This is a genomic window from Pseudomonas chlororaphis (assembly GCF_001921865.1).
GTDB lineage: Bacteria > Pseudomonadota > Gammaproteobacteria > Pseudomonadales > Pseudomonadaceae > Aquipseudomonas > Aquipseudomonas chlororaphis_D.
Map to the genome: position 1 here is coordinate 330589 of NZ_MSCT01000020.1, position 18801 is coordinate 349389.

Consider the following 18801-nt stretch of genomic DNA (forward strand, 5'->3'; position numbering starts at 1 on the left):
GAATCGCCATGAGCCACTCACACTACTCAAAACCGCGCAGGCTGCTGCACTGGCTGTTCGCCGCCGTTGTCCTGTGGGCAACCATCAGCGGTTACGCCAGCGCCCTGCTGCAACCGCCGCCGGAGGTCAAGCAGACCCTGGCCTTTATCAACGTCTCGCTGACCACGGTGCTGGTGCCGCTGTTCGTCCTGCGCCTGTTGTACCTCGTGCGCCACCCCGCGCCGCCCGCGCCCGCGCATCAGAGCGCCGTCGAGCGCCGGCTGGTGCATGCCGGGCACGCCCTGTTGTTGACCACCCTGGGCACCGTGCTGTTCAGCGGCGTGCTGATGATGTCGCGCCCCATCGACCTGTTCGGCCTGCAACTCCCGCAACCCTTGCAGGACCCGGCGGCCATCGCCTTTTTCGAAGCACTGCACCACTACAGCTGTATCGCCCTGGCCCTGCTGGTGGCCGGCCATATCGGCGCGGTGATCCTTCACCAACTGCGCGGGCACGGTGTGCTCCGGCGCATGCTGCCCAAACGCCCATGAGCGCCCTTTTTTCGTGGCGCCCACGCTGGCTTGGGCAACGCTGCCTGCTGCCCGCCGGCCTGGTCGCCCTCGGCCTCTGGCTGACCTGGTTGAGCCTCGACAGCTGGACCTACCAACAGGTGGTGGCAGGCCAGCCGGTGCCGAGCGCGGTACCGAGCGCCAGCGCCGAAAAGCTGCGGCCCGCGCCCCTGGACGACCGCAACCTGGCCCTGGCCTTCGGCGCCGTGCCGATCGAACTCGACAATGTACAGGCCAGCCTGCCGCTGACCCTGCTCGCCAGCCTGCAAGGCAGCCAGCCCGAACAATCCAGGGCGCTGATCGAGCACGCCGGCAGCCGCGCCTTCTACTCCCCGGGCGTACACCTGCCCGACGGTTCGCTGCTCAAGAGCGTCAGCGCCGATCAGGTGGTGGTGCTGCGCAACGGGCGTGAACAGAACCTGCAGCTGCCCGGGCGCCAGATGCGCCTGCTCAGCCCCCAGACAACCCCGACGGAGGTCGCCGACCCTAAAACCACGGCCCTTCTGCAAGCGATAGAGAACACTCCATGAAACTGCCTCAGATTGCAGGCGCCGTGCTCAGTCTCGGCCTTCTGTTGAACGCCATGCCCAGTACCGCGGCCCTCACCACCCAGCGCCTGTGGACCCTGAACATGAAGGACGCCGAGCTGCGCGACCTGGCCAGCGAAGTCGGGGAAATCACCGGCAAGACCCTGGTGGTCGACAACCGCCTGCAAGGCAAGGTCAGCGTGCAATCGTCCAGCGCCCTGGACAAGGACGGGATCTATTCGCTGTTTGTCAGCGTGTTGCGCAGCCAGGGTTTCGTCGCCCTTGACCAGGGCGACCGGGTGATGATCATGCCGGCGGTGGAAGCCAAGACCAAATCCGGCGAGCAATCGGGAGACGAATTCGTCACCCGCGTCCTCGACCTGCGCAACGCCAGCGCTGCCGAAATCTCCGGCGTGGTACGCCCGCTGGTAGGCGACGACGCCTATGTCGCGCCCTCGGCCAGCTCCAACGCGCTGGTGGTTTCCGACAGCGCCAGCAACGTCGAGCGCATCCGCCGGGTGGTCAACGAACTGGACCAGGCCGGCAACCGCTCATTCAGCACCGTGGCCCTCAAGCACGCCTGGGCCAGCGACGTGGCCCGTACCCTGAACGAGAGCGTCAGCCAGACCGGCAACGGCCCCAGCGATGCCAAGGCGGTGGGCGACACCCGCAGCAACCGGGTGATCCTGGCCGGCACGGCGCAGGCCCGCCAGCGCATGGCCGAACTGGTCAAGGCCATCGATGTGCCGAGCAACGCCAACGACAGCGCACGCGTGGTACGCCTGCATCACAGCGACGCCAAGCAATTGTCCAAGCTGCTCAACGGCATCGGCAAGCGCCTGGACGACGGCAACCGCGGCGGCAACGAAAGCAAGGGCAGCGGCAGCTCGGTACTGGTCAGCGCCGACGAAAGCCAGAACGCCCTGGTGCTGATGGCCGACCCGGCGCAACTGAGCATGCTCGACAAGGTCATCACCCAGCTCGACCAGCCGCGGGCCCAGGTGCTGGTCGAGGCGGCCATCGTCGAAGTCAGCGGCGACATCAACGAAGCCCTCGGCGTGCAATGGGCCGCGCGGGCCGGCAACGTCGCCGGCGGCACCAACTTCAGCGGCACCGGCCTGTCGATCGGCACCCTGCTGAGCCAGGCCAAGGACAAGAGCATCACCCTGCCGGACGGCGCCATCATCGGCCTCGGTTCGAGCAATTTCGGCGCGCTGGTTACGGCGCTGTCCAGCGACTCGAAGAACAACCTGCTGTCCACCCCGAGCCTGCTGACCCTGGACAACGAAGCGGCGGAAATCCTCGTCGGCCAGAACGTGCCCTTCCAGACCGGCTCCTACACCACCGACACCGCCGGGGCCAGCAACCCCTTCACCACCGTCGAGCGCCAGGACGTCGGCGTGACCCTCAAGGTGACGCCGCACATCAACGAGGGCAACACCCTGCGCCTGAAGGTCGAACAGGAAAGCTCGGAACTGGCCAGCGCCCCGCCGGGCATCTCCACCAGCGACGTGATCACCAACAAGCGTTCGGTGAAAAGCACCATCCTCGCCGACGACGGGCAGATCATCGTGCTCGGCGGCCTGATCAAGGACAACGTCAAGACCCAGGTCAGCAAGGTTCCGTTACTGGGCGACATCCCCCTCCTCGGCCGGCTGTTCACCAGCACCAAGGACGTCACCGAAAAGACCAACCTGATGGTCTTCCTGCGGCCGACCCTGGTCCGCGGCAGCGCCGACGCGGCCTCTGTCAGCGAGCGCAAATACAACGACCTGCGTCAGCTGCGCGCACCCGGCGACAGCCGCAAAGGCCTGGCCCTGCCGGACGATTCGCGCCGGCTGTTCGACGCCGCGCGCGACGGCCAGACCGTCGACATGCGCGCCAAAGAGCCACGCCGATGACCCTGCCCGCGCGCCTGCCCTTCAGTTTCGCCAAGCGCCACGGGGTCCTGCTGGAGTCGCTGGAATACGGCCTGCGCCTCTATTGCCGGGTCGACACGCCCGTGGAAATCCTCGCCGAGATCCGCCGCTGCCATGGCCCCCTGCGGGGGCATCGGATCCTCGAGGCGGCGGCGTTCGCCGAGCTTCTGGCCGAGCAGTATCGCGACGGTCGCGACGACGCCATGCAAGTGGCCGAGGGCCTGGGCGACCAGATCGCCGGCCAGGACGACCTGGCCAGCCTGGCCGAGCAACTGCCGCAAATCACCGACCTGCTGGAGCAGGAAGACGACGCGCCGATCATTCGCCTGATCAACGCGATCCTCGGCGAGGCGGTCAAGGTCAAGGCCTCGGACATTCACCTGGAAACCTTCGAGCAGCACCTGTCCGTGCGCCTGCGGGTCGACGGCCTGCTGCGCGAAGTGCTGCGCCCGCGCCGGGAACTGGCGGGCCTGCTGGTGTCGCGGATCAAGGTCATGTCCAAGCTCGATATCGCCGAAAAGCGCATTCCCCAGGACGGCCGCATCGCCCTGCGCATCGGCGGCCACGAAGTCGATGTGCGGGTCTCGACCCTGCCTTCGGCCTATGGCGAACGGGTAGTGATGCGCCTGCTCGACAAACAGGCCGGGCGCCTGAACCTGGGGCGCCTGGGCATGGCCGAGACAATCCGCGACAAGCTCGAGGACGCCCTGTTGCGCCCCCACGGCATCCTGCTGGTCACCGGCCCCACCGGCTCGGGCAAGACCACCACGCTGTACGCCGGGCTCAGCAGCCTGAACAACCAGACGCGCAATATCCTCACCATCGAGGACCCGGTGGAATACCACCTGGCCGGCATCGGCCAGACCCAGGTCAACACCAAGGTCGACATGACCTTCGCCCGCGGCCTGCGCGCCATCCTGCGCCAGGACCCGGACGTGGTCATGGTCGGCGAGATCCGCGACCGCGAGACCGCCGACATCGCCGTGCAGGCCTCCCTCACCGGCCACCTGGTGCTGTCCACCCTGCACACCAACAGCGCCATCGGCGCCGTCACCCGCCTGCTGGACATGGGCATCGAGCCCTTCCTGCTCTGCACCTCGCTGCTCGGCGTGGTCGCCCAGCGCCTGGTACGGGTGCTCTGCCCCAATTGCAAAACCAGCGCGCCGGCCGATGCCGCGGCCTGCCAGCAACTCAACCTCGACCCGCAGCAGGCGCCGCCGATCCATCACCCGGTCGGCTGCCCGGCCTGCCAGCACACCGGCTATCGCGGGCGCCAGGGCATCTACGAGTTGGTGCTGTTCGACGAACCGCTGCGCCAGCTGATTCACGAAGGGGCGGGCGAATCCGCCCTGACCCAGTACGCGCGCCAACACGCCCACAGCCTGTTCGCCGACGGCCGGGAAAAGGTCCTGCAAGGCGTCACCAGCGTCGAAGAACTGCTACGCGTCACCCGGGAGCACTGACCGTGGCCGCCTACGAATACCTCGCCATGTGCAACGCCGGGCGCAAGACCCGTGGCGTGCAGGAAGCCGACAGCGAGCGGCAGGTCCGCCAGCTGCTGCGCGAACGCAACCTGATCGCCTTGCAGGTCAAGCCGGCCCGCGGCCAGAAAGACCGCGCCGGCAGCACGCTGTCCAGCGGGCAACGCCTGAGCCCGGCGCAGTTGGCGCTGCTCACCCGCCAGCTGGCGACCCTGGTCCAGGCCTCCCTGCCGCTGGAAGAAGTGCTGGCCGCGGTCGCCGCCCAATGCAGCAAGCGCGCGCAGCAAAGCATGATGCTGGCGATCCGCGCGCGGGTGCTGGAAGGGCACGACCTGGCGCGGGCCATGGGCGAATATCCGCGGGCGTTCAGCGCCCTCTACCGGGCCACGGTGGCCGCCGGCGAACGCGCCGGCCACCTGGCCCAGGTACTGATGCAACTGGCCGACTACACCGAGGCCCGGCACGCCGCGCGCCAGCAGCTGCAACTGGCCATGCTGTACCCGAGCATCCTGATGCTGGCGGCCTTCGGCATCGTCGGCTTCCTGCTCAGCTTCGTGGTCCCGGACGTGGTCAAGGTGTTCATCGACAGCGGCCAGCAACTGCCGCTGCTGACCCGCGGCCTGATCGCCACCAGCGATTTCGCCCGCGACTTCGGCCTGCTCCTGCTGCTGGCCCTGGGCAGCCTCGCCGGCGGCCTGCGCCTGGCCTTGCGCAAACCGGCGCTGGCCCTGCGCTGGCACCAGCTGCAACTGCGCTTGCCGGTGATCGGGCGAGTCATCCAGGCCAGCAACAGCACGCGCTTCGTCAGCACCCTGGCGATTCTCGGCCGCAGCGGCGTGCCGCTGGTGGACGCCCTGGAGATCTCCGCAGAGGTGGTCGCCAACCAGCAGATTCGTACTCGTATGAAAGACGTGGCGCGCGCCGTGCGCGAAGGTAGCGGGCTGACCCGGGCCCTGGAACAGAGCGGCGACTTCCCGCCGATGATGCTCTACATGATCGCCAGCGGCGAACGCTCGGGGGAGCTGGACAACATGCTCGAGCGCGCCGCCCACCAGCAGCAGAGCCAGCTGTCCAACGGCATCGCCATGCTGGTCGGGCTGTTCGAGCCGGCGATGCTGGTGTTCATGGGCGCCAGCGTGCTGGTGATCGTCCTGGCGATCCTGATGCCCATCCTCAACCTCAACCAACTCATCACCTGAAGAGCACCCAACATGATGCGCAACCCTTCCCGCCAACGCGGCTTCACCCTGATCGAGATCATGGTGGTCGTGGTGATCCTCGGGGTCCTCGCCGCCCTGGTCGTCCCGCAGATCATGAGCCGTCCGGACCAGGCCAAGGTCACCGCCGCCCGCAGCGACATCAAGGCCGTGGCCACCGCCCTGGAAATCTACAAGCTCGACAACCACCACTACCCCTCGACCCAGCAGGGCCTGGAAGCCCTGGTGAAAAAACCGGCGGGCCTGCCGGCCGCGCTCAACTGGAACCCCGACGGTTACCTCAAGCGCCTGCCCAAGGACCCTTGGGGCAACCCTTATCAGTTCCTCGCGCCGGGGCGCGAAGGCTCGCCGTACGACCTGTACTCGTTCGGCGCCGACGGCCGCAGCGGCGGCGAAGGGACCAACGCCGATGTCGGTAACTGGGAACCTTGAGGGTGCGCAAGCCAATGGCCGGCTTCACCCTGCTCGAGCTGCTGGTGGTCATGGTGATCATCGGTTTGCTCGCCGGCCTGGTCGGGCTGGTGCAGAGCGACTCCGGCGGGCAGCAGGCCCGCCGCGAGGCCGAGCGCCTGCAGAACCTGATCGGCCTGCTGCGCGAAGACGCCGTGCTGAACAACCTCAGCCACGGCCTGCGCCTGGAGCCCGATCGCTATGCGGTGCAGAACCTCGACCGCGACGGCCAGTGGCAAGCGGACAAACGCTTCACCGAACACCGCCTGCCCGGCGAACTGCGCCTGCACTTGCAGGAACCGCGGGCGTCGGGCAAGGAACCGCAGTTGTGGATCATGAGCGACGACCAGGTCTCGCCCTTCCGCCTGCAACTCGAATACCGCCAACAGCCGGTGCTGTCGCTGTCCAGCGACGGCGTCGAGGAGGTGCATGTTGCGCCGGTGCAATGAACAGGCGGGTTTCACCCTGCTGGAAGTGATGGTCGCCCTGGCGATTTTCGCCGTGCTCTCGCTGTCGCTCTACAGCGCCACCGAACACCTGATCGGCAACAACGGCGGCTTGAGCGAACGCACCCTGGCGCAATGGCTGGCGGACAACCGACTGAACGAGCTGCGCGCCGGCATGCGCCAGGCCCAGAGCCAGCGCCAGGAGCCGATTCGCTTCGCCGGCCGCGACTGGCTGCTGACCAGCGAAACCGCCAGCGCCCCCGACCCGCGCCTGCTCAAGGTCACCCTGGAAGTCGCCACCGACGGCGCCACCCCGCGGCAACGCGCGCGCCTGGCCGGCTACATTGAGGCACGCCGATGAAACGTCGCCAGCAGGGCTTCACCTTGCTCGAAGTGCTGATCGCCATGGCCCTGTTCAGCCTGCTGGGCCTGGCCTGTTATCAGTTGCTGGAACGCATGATGCACACCGACCGGCGGATTCATCAGCACGAACTGCAACTGCGTCGCCTGCAACGGGCCGTCGGAATTTTCGAGCGCGACCTGACCCAGGCCGTCGCCTACCCGGTCGACGCCAGCTCGGCGCGCCAGGCACTGATCGGCGAAGCCGAGCGCATCCAACTGGTGCGCAGCGGCTGGAGCAACCCGCAACAGCAGGCACGCAGCGATCTGCAATTGGTCAGCCATCGCTGGAGCGACGGCCAGTGGCTGCGCGAGTACCGCAGCCCGGTGAACGATCCCGCGCAGGCCGGCGGCGCCGCGCAACAGTTGCTGCTCGACGGGGTCAGGCTCGAACGCCTGCGCTACATCGACGCCAAAGGCCAGGCCCACGCCAACTGGCCGGTCGGCCAGGCGCCGCTGAGCCTGCCCCAGGCCATCGAGGTGGAGTTCGACGCCCCCGGCTACCCCGGCCTGCGGCGGGTGATCCTGCTGCCGGGCTTCAAGGGCCAGGACCATGATTAAGGCCCGCCGGCAACGCGGCATTGCGCTGATCAGCGTGCTGCTGATCACCTCCCTGGCGACCCTGATCGTCAGCGATATGCTCGCTCGCCAGCGCCTGAGCCTGATCGGCGCCGCCAACCAGCTGTCGCAGCAGCAACTGTGGCAACTGGCGCTCAGCGGCGAAGCCTGGGCCCGCGGCCAGTTGCGCGACGATTGGCGCGACGAACCGGAACCCAAGCGCGTGCACCTGGGCCAGCGCTGGGCCCACGCCACGCCGACCTTCGACATCGACGGCGGGCGCATCCGCATCCAGGTCCAGGACCTCAGCGGGCGCTTCAACCTCGGCACCCTGCGCACGCCCAACGACCGGATCAGCCGCACTCGCTACCTGCGCCTGCTCAAGGAACTCGGCGTACCGCCCCACGACCCCGGGCGCCTGCCTCCGGTCCGTGGCTATGACGGCAAGCCGCTGGCGTGGAACGACAGCAGCGAGCTGATGCGCCTGGAGGGCGTCGACGCCGCCACCATGCAACGGCTGCGGCCATGGGTCAGGACCACCCCGGGGGCGCTGAACCTCAATACCGCCCCGGCCGAAGTCCTGGCCAGCCTCGGTGAATTGGACCTGGCCCAGGCCGTCGCCCTGGTCCAGGCACGCCCCGCCGAGGGCTACAAGACGGTCCAGGAATTTCTCGACAGCCCGACCCTGAAACAGCACGAAATCAACACCCAGGGGCTGGATGTCAGCAGCCGGTATTTCCAGGCAGTGCTGGATGTCGAGCTGGGCGACCGCCAGTTGCGCCTGATCAGCCGGTTGCGCATCGAGCCAGACGGCCAGGTCAGCGTCTTGCAACGCACCCTCGCCGCCCCTTCCCGTTTTTCGGAGTAACCCCATGCAAGCCTGGCTTTACCTCACCACCCTGGCGGCGGACGACGACGCGCCTGCCACCTGGTGGCAGACCGGCGGCGAACCGCTGCACGGCACGCTGCAACAAGCGGCGGTCCTGGCCGGCCAGCGGCTGACCCTGCTGCTGCCGGCCGAAGTCGCCAGCCATCACCGCTTCGACCTGCCGCCGCGCAGTGGCCGCTGGTTGCAGCAAGCCATCCATTCGGTGCTCGAAGAACGCTTGCTGGACGATCCCGAGCAACTGCATCTGGCCCGCGGGCCGTTGCAGGGGCGTCGGCATTGCCGCCTGTTCGCCCTGCAACGCCAATGGCTGGAGCAACTGCTGGAACGCCTGGCCAGCCATGGCCTGGTGCCCGAGCGCATTCACGTCGACGCCGACTGCCTGGCGGACGAGCGGCCACTGGCCCTGCTCTGCCACGAGCGCTGGCTGATCGGCGGGGGCTGCCAGCAGCGCCTGGCGCTCGACACCCAGGCCCTCGACGAGCTGGCCCCGCTGCTCCCCGAAGACCTGCAACGCAGCGAGCAGGCGCCCTGGCCGCTGTTGAGCCAGGGCAGCGCGCAGGCCATCGACCTGCGTCAGGGCGCGCTGGCCCTGCGCAGTCCGTCGCGCCTGCCGTGGCGCGCGCTGCTCGCGCTGCTGGTCGTCGCCTGCTCCGCCCAGGTAGCGCAGGACATCGGCCATCGCTGGTTGCTGCAAGACAAGACCGCCGAGGTCAGCCAGGCCAGCCTGGCGCTCTGGCAGCAGCGTTTTCCCGATGAGCCGCGAGTGATCGACCTGGCGCGCCAGGTCGAAGCCCGGGCCCGCCAGGCCGGCCAGTCGCAGCAAAGCCTGGCGCGCCGGCTCGACGGCCTGGCCAGCCAATGGATCGGCAGCGACGGCGGCGCCACGCGGATTCGCCGGTTGGATTACCAACAGGCGCAAGGCTGGACCCTGCAAGTCAGCGCGCCGGATTTCTCCACCCTCGAACGCCTGCGCGAAGACCTCGCGCAGCAGGGCGCGAGCGTCCAGGCCGACTCGGCCGTGCTCGCGCCCGACGGGGTCAGCGCCCGCCTGAAAATCACGGAATAAACCATGAACGCTCTTTTCACCCGTTACTCGAACCGCTGGCTGCAGCTACCGGCCCGCGATCGCCTGGCCCTGCTGTTGCTCGGCCTGTTCCTGGCCGCGACGCTGTTCTGGACCCTGCTCTGGAGTCCGCAGCGCCAGGCCCTGCAAACCGCTGAACGGCAGTTCCAGGAGGCCCTACAGTTGCAAACCGATCTGCTCAAACTGCCCTCGTCCGGCAACACTCACAACCCGCAGGCCAGCGGCCGGACGCTGGCCGGCCTGATCACCGACAGCACCGCGGCGGCCAACCTGACCATCGAGCGCATGGACAGCGAAGAGTCCGGGCGTCTCAACCTCAACCTGGGCGGCACGCTTGAGGAGTTGTTGAAGTGGCTGGACGAGGTGGAAAACCAGGGGGTGAACCTGGTGTCGCTGCAGCTGGAGGTCAACCCCCAAGCCATGATCCAGGCGCGCCTGACCCTCGAGGCGTACTGATCAGCGAGCGTTCTGCGGATCGGCGGGCACCGTGCCCAACAGGCGCGGCCCCCAATCCTCGACCACCGCCTGTTCGAGCCGCCGTTCCAGGGTCCGGCGCCAGGACGGCACCAGCGGCAACGCCAGGCACTGGCGAATCTCTTCCAGCTCCACCGTCCGGGAAAACAGCACCGCGCTCAAGCGCGCCAGAGGCCAGTGCTCGAACGGCCGCTCGAGCCGCTGCAACGCATCGTCGGCGCTCACCCGGCCCGCTTCCAGCACCCGGTAATACCAGCCGGTGCGCCCGCTCTGCTGCACCCGCAGCGCCATGTCCGGCACGGCGAAACGGTCGTTGAGCTTCCAGCACGGCATACGTCCCTGGGAGACCTCCAGCAACACGCTGCCGACCCGGACCCGGTCGCCCAGGCAGACGTTCTGCTCGGTCCAGCCGGTGGTGCTGAAGTTCTCGCCGAACGCCCCCGGCCGCTCCAGCAACGCGTGCGGTCCCAGCTCGGCGACCCAACTGGCGTAATGCTCGCGGGGGTAATGGTGAATGGCTTTTTCCGGGCCGCCATGCACGCGCAAGTCGCCCTGCTCGTCTTCCAACAGCCCCACCGGGCCAACCTCCAGGCTGCCGGTGCGCGGGCTCTTGGCGATCCCGCTCATGGAACCGGGGCGGCTGTAGGGCACGGCGCGGCCGGTCAACAGGGCATCGAGGGATAGACGTTCAGGGGTCATTGGCTCACTCCACGGGTTCGGCGGCGAACTGGTGCTCGCGGCAGATCAAGTCGATATCGGTGCGCGCCAGCGGTTCTTCGGTCAGGCCGCAGAAAGGCCCGCCAGCGACCTGCCGGTGAAAGCGGCAGGTCTTGCACAGGCCGAAGCTCGGCACGTCGGCGGTGCGTTGCACGTTGCGTAACAAGTCGCCGAGCAACTGCTCCAGCTCCCCGGCCTGCCCGCCCATGCGCTGCGTCGCGGCGTCGAGAAACGCCGGCGGCATCACCGCCGCCAGCAAGGCCTTGGCCTGCTCGGTCAGCAGCAAGTGCACGCTGCGCTTGTCCCGGGAATCCTGGCTTTTGCTGAGCAGGCCCTTGGCCTCCAGCGCCTTGAGCGACTGCGACACCGTGCCCTTGGTCAGCCCCAGGTAATCGGCCACCGCCAGCGGTGTATTGGAATAGCCGTTGCAGCGCGCCAGGTACAGCAGCGCGCTCAACTGGATCGGCTGGATATCCGCCAGCAGCGGGTGCTCGCGAAACCAGACGCGGGTCAGGCTGGTGAGCCTTTCAAGCAGATCGAACAGCACAGGTCATTTCCGGATCAATGTCTGCGATAGATAGTATCGGATAAAAACTACCTTGACAAAGAGCGATTCAAGATGAAAGTCTAAATACAGTATCGAATCGATACTTTTTATCTGGAGGCTCACCCCATGACATTTACTCGTTACTACCACGCTGGTTGCCCGGTTTGCATCGAGACCGAACAGACCCTGCTGGAATTGCTGGACCCGCACGTCCAGGTGGAAATCGTCCATCTCGGCCAGGCCCCCGGCCGGCTCGCCGAAGCCGAGGCCTGCGGCGTCAAGTCGGTGCCGGCGCTGGTGGTCGCGGACAAAGTCCTGCACCTGAATTTCGGCGCGGCCCTGGCCGACCTCAAGTAGTCCCCCCGCACCCGCGCCGTGCCATTCGGGCGCGGCGCGGCCCTCCCTGTTTTCCCAATGGATGAAACCGCCATGAATGTGAAAGTCTTCGACACCCATGTACGCACCACCGCCGGCCACTACCTGCACTTCGACGTCTTGACCGAAACCAGCGACGCCGCCCGCGCCCGGCAATATGCCTTTGCCTGGCTGAGCAGCCTGGGCATCCAGGAAAGCGACATCTCGCAGAACGAATGCCGCTTCTGCCACAGCCGCATCGGCGACCCGCAGATCGCCCAGGATATCGCCCGCCAGGGCTATTTCATCCTGCCGTTGCAAGGCTTCGAGACCGCCGGGGCGAGGTGACCGATGAACACCTACCGCCCGCTCGATTGCGACCTGCACGACTACCTGGAAATCGCCTGCATGCACGGTTACCGACTGCGGGTGGAACTCATCGACGGCAGCCGCTTCGAGGCCGTCGGCAGCACCACCCGCACCGATGCCAGCGGCGAAGAGTTCTTCTGCCTGGCGGGCGCCGAAGGCCCGATCGACGTGCGCCTCGACCAGTTGCTGGCCATCACCCCGCTGGACGCCCAGCGCAGCTTCGGGCGCATCGTGCTCAATGGGCCACACTGCGTGACATGACGCGCCGGGCGCCTGATCCAGGGGCAAAAAAAAGCGCCGACATGGCTGTCGGCGCTCTTGCGTTCACGTCAGGCGGTCAGGCTTTTTGGGTGCGCGGCAGGAAGATCGCCAGCAGGCCGAACAGCGGCAGGAACGAGCACAGGAAGTACACGTATTCGATGCCGTGGAGGTCCGCCAGATGGCCCAATAGTGCCGCGCCGATGCCGCCGAAACCGAACATCAGGCCGAAGAACACCCCGGCGATCATGCCGACGTTGCCCGGCACCAGTTCCTGGGCGTAGACCACGATGGCCGAGAACGCCGAAGCCAGGATGAAGCCGATCACCACGCTGAGCACGCTGGTCCAGAACAGGTCGACATGGGGCAGCAGCAAGGTGAACGGCGCCACGCCGAGGATCGAGAACCAGATCACCGCCTTGCGCCCGATCTTGTCGCCGATCGGCCCGCCGAAGAAGGTCCCGGCCGCCACCGCGCCAAGGAACAGGAACAGGTGCAACTGCGAGCTGGCCACCGACAGGTCGAACTTCTCGATCAGGTAGAAAGTGAAGTAGCTGGTCAGGCTGGCCATGTAGAAATACTTGGAGAACACCAGCAGCGCCAGCACCACCAACGCGCTAGTCACCCGCCCCTTGGACAGGCCGTGGGTCGCCGCCTGGCCCTGCTTGAGCTTGAACAGCTTGAGGTGGCTGGCGTACCAGCGGCTGATGGCGTAGAGCAGTACCAGGGCGAACACCGCGAACAGGCCCATCCAGGCCACATTGCCCTGGCCGAAGGGGACGATGATCGCCGCCGCCAGCAGCGGGCCGAAGGCGGTGCCGGCATTGCCGCCGACCTGGAAGCTCGACTGCGCCAGGCCATAACGCCCGCCGGAGGCCAGCCGCGCGACCCGCGAGGCTTCCGGGTGGAAGGTCGAGGAGCCGACGCCGATCAGCCCCGCCGCCAGCAGGATCAAGGCAAAGTTGCCGGCCTGGGACATCAGCAAAATGCCCACCAGGGTACAGACCATGCCCATCGGCAGCAGGTACGGCTTGGGATGGCGGTCGGTGTAATAGCCGACCCACGGCTGCAACAGCGAGGCCGTGAGCTGGAAGGTCAGGGTGATCAGGCCGACCTGGGTGAAGCTCAGGCCGTAGTTGGCCTTGAGCATCGGGTAGATCGCCGGCAGTACCGCCTGGATCAGGTCGTTGATCAAGTGCGCCAGCGCCACCGCGCCGATGATGCGCAGCACCAGGGGGCTGCTTTGCGGGGGGGCGGAAGTCGCCGCGGAGGCGGTCTGAACGTTGCTGATAGCCATGAAGAATTTCCGTACAGCGGATGGGTGCGCAGGTGCAGGTTGGCCAATGTGCCATTTTTCGGTGCGTCCCGGCTATCCCCTTAGCTTGCTAACGACCTCAGCCATTGGATTAATGGCGCATCGCCACATAACGCCAGGGCTCGCGATCGAGGGCAAAGCACTCGTAAACCGTGACGCTCGCTCACTCGCCAATCACCGCCTCGGGGAAGTCCGCCTCCAACTCGGTGCGCAACCACTGGATAAACCACTGCACGTCCGCCGACAGCTCCGCCGAAGGGGTCAGCACGCGATAGCTTTCCAGCTTCACCTGATCCGCCAGCACCCGCACCAGCCGGCCGGCCTTGAGTTCCTCGCGCACCAGCACCTCGTTGGCCAGGGCAATGCCCTGGCCGCTTTCGGCCACCGACAGCGCGTGGTCGTTGTTCACGTAGATCAGGTCGGAGGTGAGGTGGATATCCAGGCCGTTGGCGGCGAACCACATGTTCCACCACTCGCCGTCGTCGAAGTGGATCAGCTCGTGCTTCACCAGGTCGAGCGGGCTGCGGATCGGCTCGATGCCTTGCAGGTAGGCCGGCGTACAGATCGGAAACACCCGCGGGCAGATCAGCGTCGCGCGCGAGCCTGAGTATTGCCCGTCGAGGCCATAGGCGATGCCCAGGTCGGCACTCCTGGCGTCCACTTCAGTGAAGGTCGAGTTGGGCTCGATGGCGAACTTCAAGCCAGGGCGCACATGGCGCAGGGCTTCCAGCCGCGGGGTCAGCCAGCGCTTGGCGAAACCCGGCACCACCATGATCCGCAGCCAGCGTTCGGCGGCCTTGGGCTGCGCCTCCTGGCCGGCCTCGACGATCAACTGCAACGCCGCGGCGATCTTGCGGTGGTACTTCGCCCCGGCCGGGGTCAGGGTGACGCCGCGCGACGTGCGCTCGAACAGCGGCGTGCCCAGCCATTCCTCCAGCAGCTTCACATGGCGGCCGATGGCCGGCTGGGTCACGTGCAGGGCTTTGGAGGCTTCGACATAGCTGCCCAAACGGGCGGCGGCGTCGAACGCACGCACCGCGTTGAGCGGCGGCAAACGGGGCTCAGGCATGGTCGGGAACGCCTTTAGCTATTAAATTATTTAACAGCTGCTATGTTAAAATTGAAGTTTCGCCCCCGCAACCCCTCGCTGATAATCGCCCTCGGCAAAACAATAAAGAGCCCGTGAAACCGGCTCGCCGCACACCCCGAACATATCTCGATCCTGCCCAGAAAAATAATATCCATGGCCTGGCCACGCGCGTTTACAACGCTGCACCAAGGGCGATGGGGGAATCGGAGGTTACGCATGAATGCCCTGCATTCGCTGCACACGCTGGCTGTGTCCGTCCGCGCCGTACGCAAGGTCTACGGCGACCCGCACAGCGGGCCGGTGGCGCTGAAAAACATCGACCTGGACATCTGCGACAACGAATTCTTCACCCTGCTCGGCCCCTCTGGCTGCGGCAAGACCACCTTGCTGCGGATGATTGCCGGGTTCGAATTCCCGACCCAGGGCGAGATCCTGCTCTATGGCGAAAACATCGCCGAACGCCCGCCCTTCCAGCGCCCGGTCAACACGGTGTTCCAGCACTACGCGCTGTTCCCGCACATGAGCATCGCCGAGAACCTGGCCTTCGGCCTGGAATCGCGGCCCATGGGCCAGGTGCTGAACAAGGCGCAGATCGCCGAGCGGGTGCGCGAAATGCTCGCCCTGGTGCAGATGGAACGCTTCGCCGCGCGCAAGCCGAGCCAGCTGTCCGGCGGCCAGCAACAGCGCGTGGCCCTGGCCCGCGCGCTGGCGCCCCACCCCAAGGTGCTGCTGCTCGACGAACCGCTGTCGGCGCTGGACCTCAAGCTGCGCCAGGCCATGCGCGAAGAATTGAAAAGCATCCAGGCCCGCACCGGCATCACCTTCATCTTCGTCACCCACGACCAGGAAGAAGCCCTGACCATGTCCGACCGCATCGCCGTGCTCTCGGAAGGCGAGGTGCAACAGGTCGGCCGCCCCGAAGACATCTACGAACGCCCGCGCAACCGCTTCGTCGCCGACTTCATCGGCGAAACCAACTTCATCGAGGCCAGCGTGACCCGGGTCGAAGCCGGCCTCGCCTGGTTCGCCGGCCCCAGCGGGCATCCGCTGCCCGCCCAGCCCTGCAGCGACGTCAGGGTCGGCGCCAGCGTGGCCTTGTCGGTCCGCCCCGAGCGCCTGCACCTGCTGCCGCCCGGCAGCGAAGGCGCGTTGCCGTGCCGGATCGAAGCGCAGATCTACCTGGGTACCGACCTGCAATACCAGGTCAGCCTCGGCGACGGTTCGCGCCTTACGGTGCGCACGCCCAACAGCGTCGAACAAAGCCAGCGCTTCACGGTAGGCAGCCAGGCCGGGCTGCTGTTCGAGCGCGGCAGCGCCAGCGTCCTGCTGGATTGAGCACGAGGGTTCGTCATGCACACATCATCGCTCTCCAACACCCTGGAACGGCGCAAGGCCCTGCACAGCTTCCTCGGCGTCAGCCCGGCGCTGCTGGCGATCGCCCTGTTCCTGCTGGTGCCGATCCTGATCGTCGTCGGCTACTCGCTGATGCAAGCCAACCCCTACGGCGGGGTCGACCCGATCTTCAGCAGCGACGCCTATACCTCCCTGCTGTTCGAGCGGCAACTGGACGACAGCCTGGCCTTCGCCGACACCTACCTGATCATCGCCCTGCGCTCCATCGGCATCGCCGGGCTGACCACGGTCATCACCCTGCTGATCGGTTTTCCGGTGGCGGTGTGGCTGGCCATGCAACCGCCGCAGCGTCGCGGCCTGCTGATTTTCCTGATCACCGTGCCGTTCTGGGCCAACCTGCTGATCCGCACCTACGCCTGGATTTTGTTGCTGCGCAGCAGCGGCGTGATCAACAACAGCCTGATGAGCCTGGGGCTGATCCACGAACCGCTGCAGATGCTCTACACCGACGGCGCGGTGCTGCTGGGGCTGGTCTACACCTACGCGCCCTTCGTGGTGCTGCCGATCTACGCGACCCTGGAAAAGATGGACACCCGCCTGCTGGAGGCCGCCCAGGACCTCTACGCCGGGCGCATCCGCACCCTGCGCAAGGTGGTGCTGCCCCTGGCCAAACCCGGCATCCTCGCCGGCGCGATCCTCACCTTCGTGCCCTGCCTGGGGGCGATGATCGCCCCGGAACTGCTCGGTGGTGGGACCAAGATGATGCTCGGCAACCTGATCTTCCGGCAGTTCAGCGATGCGCGTAACTGGCCGTTCGGTGCCGCGCTGTCGCTGGTGCTGATGGCCGCGGTAATGCTGGTCTTGACGGCGTATGCCCTGCGCGCCCAGCGCCAGCGCGTTGCCCGGGGAGGTGTGTGATGGTGCGCCTGTTCAAGCGAAACGGCCTCGGCGTCCAGGATTTTCCGGGCTTCGGCGGCTTCAGTTTTCTGTTCTACCTGTACCTCTACGCGCCGATCCTGGTGCTGGTGGTGTTCTCCTTCAACGCCAACCAGTCGGCCACGGTCTGGAGCGGTTTCAGCCTCGATTGGTACCGCGCGGCGTTCGCCAACCAGGCGCTGCGTTCGGCGGCCGGCAACAGCCTGCTGATCGCCGTGTGCGCCAGCATGATCGCCACCGCCATCGCCACCCTGGCAGCGTTGGGGACGTCCCGCGGGGCGAAGTTCAAGGGCCTGCAACTGTCCATGGGCGCGATCATGCTGCCGCTGGTACTGCCGGAAATCGTGGTCGGCGTGGCCACCCTGGCGCTGTTCTCGACCCTCGGCCTGTCCCTGGGCTACGGCAACCTGATCATCGCCCACACGGTGTTCTGCATTCCGTTCGCCTACCTGCCGATCCGCGCGCGGCTCAACGACATGGACCTGTCCCTGGAACAGGCCGCGGCCGACCTCTACTCCGGCCCCTGGCGCACGTTCCGCAAGGTCACCCTGCCGCTGCTGATGCCGGGGATCGTCTCCGGGCTGATGCTGGCCTTCATCGTCTCGCTGGATAACTTCGTGATCTCGATGATGGTCTCCCAGGCCGGCACCACCACCTTGCCGATCTTCATCTTCGGCCTGTTGCGCATGGGCGTGACACCCGACGTCAACGCCGTTTCGACCCTGATCCTGGGCGTCTCGGTGCTGTTCGTCAGCCTCTCCTTCCTGCTGGGCAAAAAGCCCGCGTGAACCTTCAACCGACCTTGGGGAAATGACATGAGCAAGTTGATCGCAAGCCTCGGCACCTCGTTGCTCCTGAGCCTGCCACTGGCCGCGCAGGCCGCCGAGAAACTCAATGTGGTGAGCTGGAGCGGCTACTTCTCGCCAGAGATCCTGGCCAAGTTCCAGAAGCAGACCGGCATCGAAGTCACGGTGGATGCCTACGACTCCAACGAAACCCTGCTGGCCAAGCTCAAGCAGGGCGGCACCGGCTACGACGTGGCGATCCCTTCACACCAGTTCGTCCCGATCCTGATCAAGGAACAGTTGCTGGAGCGCTTCGACCCGGTCAAGGAACCCTACTACGCCGGCCTCGTCGACAACCTGAAAAAACCCACCTGGGACCCCGAAGGCGCCTACTCCGTGCCCTTTATCTGGGGCACCACCAGCGTGGTGCTCGACAGCAAGCGCTACCAGGGCCCGGCCGACAGCTACCAGGTGCTCTACCAGCCGCCGGCCGAATTGCAGGGGCGGATCAATATGTTCGACTCGGTCAGCGAAGTGATCGACATGGCCAGCCTGTACCTGGGCATCCCGCTGTGCAGCGAAGACCCCAAGCAGATGCAACAGGTGCTGGCCCTGCTCAAGGCGCAGAAACCCTTCGTCAAGACCTACAGCTCCAAAGCCGGCTCGATCCGCGAGAACCTGGCCTCGGGCGAGATCGACATGTCGATGTTCTGGGGCGGCTCGTCGATGCGCGCCCGCGAAATGAAACCCAGCCTGAAATACCTCTACCCCAAGGAAGGCGTGCTGGCCTGGGTCGACAACATGGTCATCCCCAAGGGCAGCCAGCACCCGGCGAACGCCAAGGCCTTCATCGCCTTCCTCAGCCAGCCTGAGAACGCTGCGATGACCCAGAACTTCCTCAAGCACCAGAGCCCGGTCAAAGGCGTTGAGCCCTTCCTCGACGCCGGCCTGAAAGACGCCCCCGAGCTGCACATTCCCGAGGGCACCAAAGTGGTGTTCAGCCAGACCTGCGGCGAAGGCGCGATCCGCCTCGCCGACCGCCTCTGGACCAACCTGATGCGTTGACCCGTGCCGCCCCGCCGGCC

Annotated in this window: 23 protein-coding genes; 19 read left to right on the plus strand and 4 right to left on the minus strand. The window is 66.6% G+C overall.

The window, feature by feature from the left end; genetic code table 11:
* The first annotated feature begins 8 nt into the window (after positions 1–8).
* Genes BTN82_RS24530 through gspM form a run of 12 tightly spaced genes read left to right on the plus strand, consistent with a single transcriptional unit; the run spans position 9 to position 9974 of the window.
* Positions 9–530 carry a cytochrome b gene (locus BTN82_RS24530; protein WP_075121659.1) on the plus strand — a complete coding sequence of 174 codons (522 nt, stop codon included), beginning with the start codon at positions 9–11 and terminating at the stop codon, positions 528–530.
* Complete coding sequence (locus tag BTN82_RS24535; RefSeq protein ID WP_075121660.1) at positions 527–1078, plus strand: type II secretion system protein N; 552 nt, start codon at positions 527–529, stop codon at positions 1076–1078. The genes BTN82_RS24530 and BTN82_RS24535 overlap by 4 nt, the downstream gene beginning before the upstream one ends.
* Positions 1075–2976 carry a type II secretion system secretin GspD gene (gspD, locus tag BTN82_RS24540; RefSeq protein ID WP_075121661.1) on the plus strand — a complete coding sequence of 634 codons (1902 nt, stop codon included), beginning with the start codon at positions 1075–1077 and terminating at the stop codon, positions 2974–2976. Before BTN82_RS24535 ends, gspD begins: the two co-directional genes overlap by 4 nt.
* Positions 2973–4457 (plus strand): type II secretion system ATPase GspE, encoded by a 1485-nt coding sequence (gspE, locus tag BTN82_RS24545; protein ID WP_075121662.1) that lies wholly within the window; start codon positions 2973–2975, stop codon positions 4455–4457. Before gspD ends, gspE begins: the two co-directional genes overlap by 4 nt.
* Before the next feature lie 2 nt (positions 4458–4459).
* Positions 4460–5674: a type II secretion system inner membrane protein GspF gene (gene gspF, locus BTN82_RS24550; protein ID WP_075121663.1), complete on the plus strand. Its 1215-nt coding sequence runs from the start codon at positions 4460–4462 to the stop codon at positions 5672–5674.
* A gap of 15 nt (positions 5675–5689) precedes the next feature.
* The gene (gspG, locus tag BTN82_RS24555; RefSeq protein WP_075122011.1) at positions 5690–6124 is read left to right on the plus strand and encodes a type II secretion system major pseudopilin GspG; all 435 of its coding nucleotides are present in this window, start codon (positions 5690–5692) and stop codon (positions 6122–6124) included.
* Positions 6125–6126: 2 nt separating this feature from the next.
* On the plus strand, positions 6127–6591 hold the full coding sequence (gene gspH / locus BTN82_RS24560; RefSeq protein WP_081375513.1) for a type II secretion system minor pseudopilin GspH: 465 nt from the start codon (positions 6127–6129) through the stop codon (positions 6589–6591).
* Positions 6575–6949, plus strand: coding sequence for a type II secretion system minor pseudopilin GspI (gene gspI, locus BTN82_RS24565; RefSeq protein ID WP_075122012.1), 375 nt, complete (start codon positions 6575–6577; stop codon positions 6947–6949). Before gspH ends, gspI begins: the two co-directional genes overlap by 17 nt.
* Complete coding sequence (gene gspJ / locus BTN82_RS24570; RefSeq protein ID WP_075121665.1) at positions 6946–7548, plus strand: type II secretion system minor pseudopilin GspJ; 603 nt, start codon at positions 6946–6948, stop codon at positions 7546–7548. Before gspI ends, gspJ begins: the two co-directional genes overlap by 4 nt.
* On the plus strand, positions 7541–8413 hold the full coding sequence (locus BTN82_RS24575; RefSeq protein ID WP_075121666.1) for a type II secretion system protein GspK: 873 nt from the start codon (positions 7541–7543) through the stop codon (positions 8411–8413). Before gspJ ends, BTN82_RS24575 begins: the two co-directional genes overlap by 8 nt.
* Positions 8414–8417: 4 nt before the next feature.
* Positions 8418–9500 (plus strand): type II secretion system protein GspL, encoded by a 1083-nt coding sequence (gspL, locus tag BTN82_RS24580; protein WP_075121667.1) that lies wholly within the window; start codon positions 8418–8420, stop codon positions 9498–9500.
* Between the two features lie 3 nt (positions 9501–9503).
* Positions 9504–9974: a type II secretion system protein GspM gene (gene gspM / locus BTN82_RS24585; RefSeq protein ID WP_075121668.1), complete on the plus strand. Its 471-nt coding sequence runs from the start codon at positions 9504–9506 to the stop codon at positions 9972–9974.
* Here gspM and BTN82_RS24590 read toward each other — a convergent pair whose 3' ends face one another.
* Both BTN82_RS24590 and BTN82_RS24595 read right to left on the minus strand, forming a co-directional pair.
* The gene (locus BTN82_RS24590; protein ID WP_075121669.1) at positions 9975–10691 is read right to left on the minus strand and encodes an MOSC domain-containing protein; all 717 of its coding nucleotides are present in this window, start codon (positions 10689–10691) and stop codon (positions 9975–9977) included.
* A gap of 4 nt (positions 10692–10695) precedes the next feature.
* Positions 10696–11256, minus strand: coding sequence for a MarR family winged helix-turn-helix transcriptional regulator (locus BTN82_RS24595; protein WP_075121670.1), 561 nt, complete (start codon positions 11254–11256; stop codon positions 10696–10698).
* A gap of 126 nt (positions 11257–11382) precedes the next feature.
* Between BTN82_RS24595 and BTN82_RS24600 the strand changes: the two genes are divergently transcribed.
* From BTN82_RS24600 to BTN82_RS24610, 3 genes are all read left to right on the plus strand, one after another.
* Positions 11383–11613: a thioredoxin family protein gene (locus tag BTN82_RS24600; RefSeq protein ID WP_075121671.1), complete on the plus strand. Its 231-nt coding sequence runs from the start codon at positions 11383–11385 to the stop codon at positions 11611–11613.
* A gap of 72 nt (positions 11614–11685) precedes the next feature.
* Entirely contained in the window at positions 11686–11958 is a 273-nt protein-coding gene (locus BTN82_RS24605) for a DUF2024 family protein (protein WP_075121672.1), read from the plus strand.
* Positions 11959–11961: 3 nt separating this feature from the next.
* A complete protein-coding gene (locus BTN82_RS24610) occupies positions 11962–12240 on the plus strand; it encodes a Rho-binding antiterminator (RefSeq protein ID WP_075121673.1) in 279 nt (92 codons plus the stop codon).
* A 76-nt stretch (positions 12241–12316) separates the two neighbouring features.
* On the opposite strand, the gene BTN82_RS24615 is transcribed toward BTN82_RS24610, so the two are convergent.
* Together BTN82_RS24615 and BTN82_RS24620 are read right to left on the minus strand one after the other, a co-directional pair.
* Entirely contained in the window at positions 12317–13534 is a 1218-nt protein-coding gene (locus BTN82_RS24615; protein WP_075121674.1) for an MFS transporter, read from the minus strand.
* A 181-nt stretch (positions 13535–13715) separates the two neighbouring features.
* A complete protein-coding gene (locus BTN82_RS24620; protein ID WP_075121675.1) occupies positions 13716–14621 on the minus strand; it encodes a LysR substrate-binding domain-containing protein in 906 nt (301 codons plus the stop codon).
* Between the two features lie 237 nt (positions 14622–14858).
* Here BTN82_RS24620 and BTN82_RS24625 point away from each other — a divergent pair, with 237 nt between their 5' ends.
* From BTN82_RS24625 to BTN82_RS24640, 4 genes are read left to right on the plus strand one after another with little or no spacing between them, the layout of a single operon-like run.
* Positions 14859–15977 (plus strand): ABC transporter ATP-binding protein, encoded by a 1119-nt coding sequence (locus tag BTN82_RS24625; protein WP_075121676.1) that lies wholly within the window; start codon positions 14859–14861, stop codon positions 15975–15977.
* 15 nt (positions 15978–15992) lie between these two features.
* Positions 15993–16913 (plus strand): ABC transporter permease, encoded by a 921-nt coding sequence (locus BTN82_RS24630; RefSeq protein ID WP_075121677.1) that lies wholly within the window; start codon positions 15993–15995, stop codon positions 16911–16913.
* A complete protein-coding gene (locus BTN82_RS24635; protein ID WP_186828440.1) occupies positions 16910–17719 on the plus strand; it encodes an ABC transporter permease in 810 nt (269 codons plus the stop codon). Before BTN82_RS24630 ends, BTN82_RS24635 begins: the two co-directional genes overlap by 4 nt.
* Before the next feature lie 27 nt (positions 17720–17746).
* Positions 17747–18781, plus strand: coding sequence for an extracellular solute-binding protein (locus tag BTN82_RS24640; protein ID WP_075121679.1), 1035 nt, complete (start codon positions 17747–17749; stop codon positions 18779–18781).
* The last annotated feature ends 20 nt before the right edge of the window (positions 18782–18801 follow it).